This is a genomic window from Bariatricus sp. HCP28S3_F11, from assembly GCF_052065395.1.
Classification (GTDB): Bacteria; Bacillota; Clostridia; order Lachnospirales; family Lachnospiraceae; genus Allocoprococcus.
This window is the reverse complement of sequence record NZ_JBQHUC010000062.1, coordinates 1-6,179: the sequence shown is the minus strand read 5'-3', so window position 1 is coordinate 6,179 and position 6,179 is coordinate 1. Positions and strand designations below refer to the sequence as shown.

6 protein-coding genes and 2 pseudogenes are annotated in these 6,179 nt (G+C 39.9%); 4 read left to right on the top strand and 4 right to left on the bottom strand.

What is annotated here, in order from left to right; genetic code table 11:
• The 3 genes and pseudogenes from ACTNBR_RS15830 to ACTNBR_RS15820 form a co-directional block, all read left to right on the top strand.
• Window positions 1–541, top strand: a pseudogene (locus ACTNBR_RS15830) (XRE family transcriptional regulator); the annotation flags it as partial.
• A gap of 28 nt (window positions 542–569) precedes the next feature.
• A complete protein-coding gene (locus tag ACTNBR_RS15825; protein WP_001071501.1) occupies window positions 570–1,115 on the top strand; it encodes an AAA family ATPase in 546 nt (181 codons plus the stop codon).
• A gap of 175 nt (window positions 1,116–1,290) precedes the next feature.
• A complete protein-coding gene (locus ACTNBR_RS15820) occupies window positions 1,291–2,157 on the top strand; it encodes an aminoglycoside 6-adenylyltransferase AadE (RefSeq protein ID WP_001255868.1) in 867 nt (288 codons plus the stop codon).
• Here ACTNBR_RS15820 and ACTNBR_RS15815 read toward each other — a convergent pair.
• From ACTNBR_RS15815 to ACTNBR_RS15800, 4 genes and pseudogenes are all read right to left on the bottom strand, one after another.
• Window positions 2,106–2,516 carry a hypothetical protein gene (locus ACTNBR_RS15815; RefSeq protein WP_002334817.1) on the bottom strand — a complete coding sequence of 137 codons (411 nt, stop codon included), beginning with the start codon at window positions 2,514–2,516 and terminating at the stop codon, window positions 2,106–2,108. The two genes, ACTNBR_RS15820 and ACTNBR_RS15815, sit on opposite strands and share 52 nt — an antisense overlap.
• 254 nt (window positions 2,517–2,770) lie before the next feature.
• Window positions 2,771–2,893: pseudogene (locus ACTNBR_RS15810) on the bottom strand (helix-turn-helix transcriptional regulator); the annotation flags it as partial.
• A 136-nt stretch (window positions 2,894–3,029) separates the two neighbouring features.
• Window positions 3,030–3,977 carry a DUF2812 domain-containing protein gene (locus ACTNBR_RS15805; protein ID WP_427808703.1) on the bottom strand — a complete coding sequence of 316 codons (948 nt, stop codon included), beginning with the start codon at window positions 3,975–3,977 and terminating at the stop codon, window positions 3,030–3,032.
• Window positions 3,977–4,291: a PadR family transcriptional regulator gene (locus ACTNBR_RS15800; RefSeq protein ID WP_427820815.1), complete on the bottom strand. Its 315-nt coding sequence runs from the start codon at window positions 4,289–4,291 to the stop codon at window positions 3,977–3,979. Before ACTNBR_RS15800 ends, ACTNBR_RS15805 begins: the two co-directional genes overlap by 1 nt.
• 512 nt (window positions 4,292–4,803) lie before the next feature.
• Here ACTNBR_RS15800 and ACTNBR_RS15795 point away from each other — a divergent pair.
• Window positions 4,804–5,556: a hypothetical protein gene (locus ACTNBR_RS15795; protein WP_320855139.1), complete on the top strand. Its 753-nt coding sequence runs from the start codon at window positions 4,804–4,806 to the stop codon at window positions 5,554–5,556.
• Window positions 5,557–6,179 lie beyond the last annotated feature (623 nt).

Genomic DNA, 6,179 nt, shown 5'->3' with positions numbered 1-6,179 from the left:
AGCCGTGAGGGGGCTTGTGACGGGTGCTGTTGATGTGCAAATCCTCAACCGCCTGTTGGAACACAGGAATTTTCCTAAGCTGATAGATTTGATACGGATTTATTTTCAGGATACGGCGGCAAAGGGCATAACAGCAAGAAACCAGCTTATCGAGATGGCAACGGCTTCCCTGTCCGACCTGATGAAAGAACACCCGGAACACCGGGCAGAAGCGAAGCAGGATTTACAGCTTTTGAACGCCCAAAAGATAGGGGAACATGAAGCGGAGATTGAAAAAATCAAAAATGTGTTCCTGGCTATCCTGCGGGACATTAAGAAAGACATTGACAACGGGGAACAGCCGGGAGAAGCTGTGACCGCCGCTATGTTCCAAGCCATGCGGGACGCACTGGCGGAACAGAAACAAAAACCACTTTCCATTGACGATGTAACGGCGATGATAGCTGGACAGATCGGACAGCTTACACCGATGGATAAAGAAACTGTTGAAATGTTCCAGCAGTTTGCGAAGAAGATGATTGAGCAGGCAGGAACAAAGTGATAAATTTGAATTGTGAGGGAAAATACAGATGAATCAAGGAAGAATTATTGTGATTACAGGCTCACCGGGGACAGGAAAAACAACAACTGCGTCAATTGTCGCAAAGGAATCAGATATGGATAAATCAGTGCATATGCACACCGATGACTTTTTTCATTACTTAAGCAAAGGCGCAATACCACCACATTTGCCAGAATCCAACGAGCAAAATCTGGTTGTCATTGAAGCCTTTTTAGAAGCTGCAAAGCGATATGCTCGTGGCGGATATGATGTAATTGTAGATGGGATTGTCGGGCCATGGTTTTTGGAGCCATGGAAAGCTCTTGCCCAAGAAGATTACGAGGTACACTATATTGTATTAAGAGCGAGTAAAAAAGAAACTATGAAGCGAGCTGTGGAACGCTCAAAATTAGATAGAAAAACAAATATTGAATTAGTGGAAACAATGTGGGAGCAATTTTCCGGTTTGGGAGTATATGAATCAAATGTCATAGACACAACTACATTCACAATTAAAGATACGGTTTCCGCAATAAAAGAAAGAGTTGCATGTGGGACGTCTTTACTATCTTAGACATTCCCATTTGTCAGGAAGATAGCAAAGCCAGCCGAGCCAGTCAACGGTCAAGATGAACGGCGCATTTCATGCGCCGCCGTTGACAGTCCCGCCCGTCTTTGCTAAAGGGTAATCAAGGCGGGAAAGCCCTAAAATGGCTTCACACCTATTTCAATAATTGGAGGAGATAAAAATGAGATCAGAAAAGGAAGTTTATGATATTGTTTTGAATTTTGCAAAAACAGACAAACGCATTCGCATGGTTACTTTGGAAGGATCTAGAACAAATACAAATATTCCGCCTGATGATTTTCAGGATTTTGATATTACTTTTTTTGTTACGGATATGGACAGCTTCACAAGTGATGATAAATGGCTAGATATATTTGGTGAAAGGTTGATTCTGCAAAAGCCGGAAGATATGGAATTATTTCCAGCTGTAGAAAAGGGATTTTCATATTTAATGCTGTTTACTGATGATGTTAAGATAGATTTAACTTTGCTGCCGCTGGAACTGATAGACGAGTATTTTACATGGGATAAACTGGTAAAGTTACTGTTGGATAAAGACAACCGTATCGTAAAGCCGCCAATACCAACGGATATAGACTACCACTTGCAGAAGCCTACTCAAAGAATGTTTGACGATTGCTGTAATGAATTTTGGAATACTACAACATATGTAGTAAAGGGCTTATGCCGCAAAGAAATTCTTTTTGCTATTGACCATATGAATGATATAGTACGAAAAGAATTGCTTCGCATGATTTCCTGGCTGATTGGTATCAAACAGGGATTTCATTTCAGTTTGGGAAAAAACTATAAATTTATGAAGCAATATGTCCCAGAGGAATTGTGGGAACGACTTATGTCCACTTATAATATGGATTCCTATCCCCATATGTGGGAATCCTTTGAACAATGTATGGCATTGTTCCGGGAGGTTTCGTCAGAAGTGGCATGCCAGTTGGATTACCAGTATCCACTATATGATGAAAAAATCAGTAATTATGTGATTCGGCAAAAGAAAAAATATGGCATTGAAGATGATAACAAATAAAATTTTTTCAATCGAAAAAATTTATTTTGATTATTCAATTTTGAAAAACTGAATACCTCAAAATCAGAAAGAGAGCGGCCAAGCACTTTGAGGGATTGGCCGCCTTGTCCACCCATCCAGCGGGACAGCGGGCGGAGGTCAAGGCCGGGTGTAAACCCGTTCATTTCAGCCTTGACGGTTGCCCGTTGTCCTGCTACTTTTCCGGGAGTGTGGCCACAACTTCGGGACACTTTGTCCACAAGTTGGAGCGTAGGACGAGGAACTGGGGCTTTCATATACGCCCTGTCTGCTGATGAGTCCAGACCTGCGCTTGCGGCTCCACGCCACGCAAGCACAGCCCTGTTTTCCTGCCGCTTCAAATGCCCTTGCCCTCCCCGGCGGCAACGGCATTTTCACGGCAACGCCGGCAGAGCGTATAACACACTACACTTTGCTTCGCAAAGTCGTGTGCCAAATGGGGGCGTTGCCCCCTTTGGAAACCCCCACAAGAAAAGGCGGTACGCTACCCCTCCACGGGGCGCATACCGCCTTTTCTTGTTATCCAGCCCTCCGGCTGTATCGGTTGAGCAAAAGTCCGCGTGGGATTGATGTGGTATCTTTAACTTTGGGAAACTCCGGTCTCCCATCTTGAGATTGTTCTTCTTGATACCTGAAATTGTTCTGCCTGTTGTTCCTGTGTAAGCCCCTTCTCCTTCCGGAGCTCTTTGATAAAGCTTCCGATTTTTACTTGATCCATGAATTTGTGACCTCCTTTCTGAGAACAGAATACCTCCTGCTATGACAAATTTACAGGACACAAAGCGAGCAATGTCCGCAAATCCGCCTATGGGACATGATATGTCCAGATCACCATCCCCACAATATTTGAACATTTATTTTATAGTAAATCTTACTGTACCTTTAGCCTTCTTTCCGGAACACGTTATTTGATAACAGCCATCCTCCTGTATATTCACGGAAAAATCATCCCATTCTCCAAACGTATTTCCATAAAAAACAGGTTCCTCATTTTCCTTTTTTATACTGATATAGAGTTCCCCGCCTTCGGCCTCATGAGAAACCGCAACGCTGTCTCCTTTCTTCAAATTATATTCTTTTACGATACTTTTATTTAATCTGTCGGCTTCTACTATGAACCCATTTTCATACTCATGAAGCGTATAATCTGATGAGAATGAGAAACATACTGCTCCCACCATTATGAATGCACATATTACAAGACTCGCCATAATTCCACAATACTTTACTTTTCGTCTATTATCCTCCGGATGTACACTTTTTTCATACTGATAAAACTGAACAGAAAAAGAACCAAGTAATACGATATACATAATCCCTAAAATCAAAAAAGTAATTGAAAGTATATCCTGTACGATACTTCCGCCACCATATCCTACGGTGTTCATAATAAACTGTGGAAGGATTATGCATAAAAAAATGATAACAAGCGGCATTACCTTGCCTTTATAAACACGCTTCATCATATCAAGTCTGGAATCATCATCACAAAATATTTCTTCATTCATATTGCCTTCATCGGATGTTTTTCGAAAATAACTGTACCCTACAAAATCAAACAGATATTCCCAGCCGCAATCAGAAAACATCTGAACATATTCCGCTTTATTCGAAACTCCCTCCTGGTTGTAATCCAGCCTATAGGTTACATTTTCCGGCTCACATTGTTCAAAATGATAAAATCCAGGGAATGTCACTTTCGTAAATTTCCAGCCTTGTCTATGCATAGAGCTGAGGAATTCTTCTTCTTTCCTGTACTCCGGAATTGAATAAATTTTAAATACTGTCTTAGCTTTTCCCATTATCTCATCTCCTTCATATTCCGATACAATCTCTCAATCCTCTTCATTTCAATTTCCAGTACTTCTTGTCCCAAATCCGTAATTACATATATTTTTCGTTTTTCTTCTTCCCTTAGGAAACAGATTAATCCATCTTTTTCCATCTTGGATAGGCTGCCATACATTGTCCCCGGCGCAAGAACGATATCTCCATTCGTAAGATCCTTTACCTTTTGAACAATTCCGTATCCATGATTTGGTTCTTTTAAGCATAACAGAATGTAGAACCCTGTTTCCGTCATTGGAACATATACTTTTTTAATATGTGCATCCATCTGTCTGTACCTCCTTCCGCTCTTAATACATCGCAGTAATATATATCGCACTTCGTTATATTTTATATATCACACTGCGATACATATGTCAAGATAAATATACGAATACTGAAACCACATTACAGACTTTTACTTTCAATGCTAATGCGATGCAGCAGACCACTGTTGATGTATTTGAAAAATCGTTATGGGCGTAAAATAAAAAAGCAGGTAAACTTCTGTTTCCATTATAATACACTGGAAAGTTGAAGTTTATCTGTTTTGCAATGCGCCCATCACTCTGTCTTTCAGAGTATAATTCGGTTTCATCAATGAAGTTCCTGAAGAACACTTTTTTCTCCAGGTGTCCACAGTGGTGTCAGGCACCAATGTATGCCCAATCTTACAAAATGCATTTGCTATAGTTCTTGTCAAGCACCAAATGCAAATTTGCTTTGAAACCATTTCACTATTTTCATATCTATAAATACATGATATAATGGTCTTCACACTCTAAGAAAAGAAGGCATACTATGCAGATAGATTACGAAAAACTTGCGTCCATTGCTACCGATCCGACATCGCGTTCCACAATGGCAAAAGACACCAGTGAAGTATTAGCTTCATATATGCAAATACTATCCAATTTAATATTTGCCGCAGAACGATTGTCTGAAAGTGAAATGGCAATGATCATCAGCAGTCTGAATCGATGGGTAACCAAGAAAGATATTTCCGTAAAACGTCCTTATGCTGTAGGTACGATTGTTCAAATGGAATGGGGTAATAATTTTTCTCCAGAACTTTCCTACAAACATCCTGCTGTTATCATTGAAGAATGGACAACTACTGTTTTGGTAATCCCAACCACAAGTACACCTGCAAAAGTGGCTACCGCTTATCATCCAACCGATAATCCGTCTGGTAAATGGTACTATCGTAAAGTTGGCGTTGCAGAAGGCTTTGCACATGACTGTGCTTTGATTCTCAATAATGCAAAGATTATGTCTAAGGCTCGCATTATTTCTGTATCAAGAACAATTGCTGGAGATTTAAACGATGACAGTAATGTTTTTCGTGAAGTACGTAAAACTATGATTAAAAATTTCTTTTCAAAAGAATGGATTGAGCATCAGAAACTGGTACAAGCCTTTGAACAGGAAAAGGAACAAAACAAATCATTGCAAGAGGCTTATGACAAGCTCCTTGAAGAGAATAGATTACTAAAATCCACAGATAATAAAGTAACTGCCGAAAAAAATGAAAAGTCAGAGGAAATCAATTGACTTTTTGGCGCATATACTTTATTATAAAAGTGAAAGAAAGCGATATACGCCGTAAGGGCACGCTTTTAATTATCAATTGTACGCCGTAAGGGCAATTTTTAAGAAGTATTTTCGCCGTAAGGGCAGTGAAGGCACTCACTTTTGTGGGTGCCTTTTACATTTAATCCTTTTTATATTATCCCCAAGAATAAATCATCCCCAACTTTCTCAATATGTGTAAGCGATGAATACCCCACCGTTTAGACAGTTCCCTTTTTTCATGAGATAATTCTCTCATGGAGTGGAGCTTCTATACATCTTCTATGTTACTTTACTATTCGGACCATTTTACTTCACATCATGATGACCACAGTGGTGTCAGGCACCCATGTTGGCACCAATGTTAGGAGATGCACTCTCTTCATCCGAACATTAGATTAGGCTACTTTTCTTTCACGAAAAAAAGAGATATTATAATGGTCTCATAAATTAAGACACTTTTTCGGACAGATTTTAATGAATCTGATATACTAAACCTGAATTATTCACGGTTGTGCCGTGAAAGTGGCTGAAAGCCACGTTGTTACTGTATTTTAACTGAATATTGCTTTTCACCTATCAAGTGAATGAAAAAAGAGCATCCA

Coding starts and splice junctions, on each gene's coding strand:
- ACTNBR_RS15825 (WP_001071501.1), top strand. CDS start 570: ATGAATCAAGGAAGAATTATTGTGATTACAGGCTCACCGGGGACAGGA.
- ACTNBR_RS15820 (WP_001255868.1), top strand. CDS start 1,291: ATGAGATCAGAAAAGGAAGTTTATGATATTGTTTTGAATTTTGCAAAA.
- ACTNBR_RS15805 (WP_427808703.1), bottom strand. CDS start 3,977: ATGGGAAAAGCTAAGACAGTATTTAAAATTTATTCAATTCCGGAGTAC.
- ACTNBR_RS15800 (WP_427820815.1), bottom strand. CDS start 4,291: ATGGATGCACATATTAAAAAAGTATATGTTCCAATGACGGAAACAGGG.
- ACTNBR_RS15795 (WP_320855139.1), top strand. CDS start 4,804: ATGCAGATAGATTACGAAAAACTTGCGTCCATTGCTACCGATCCGACA.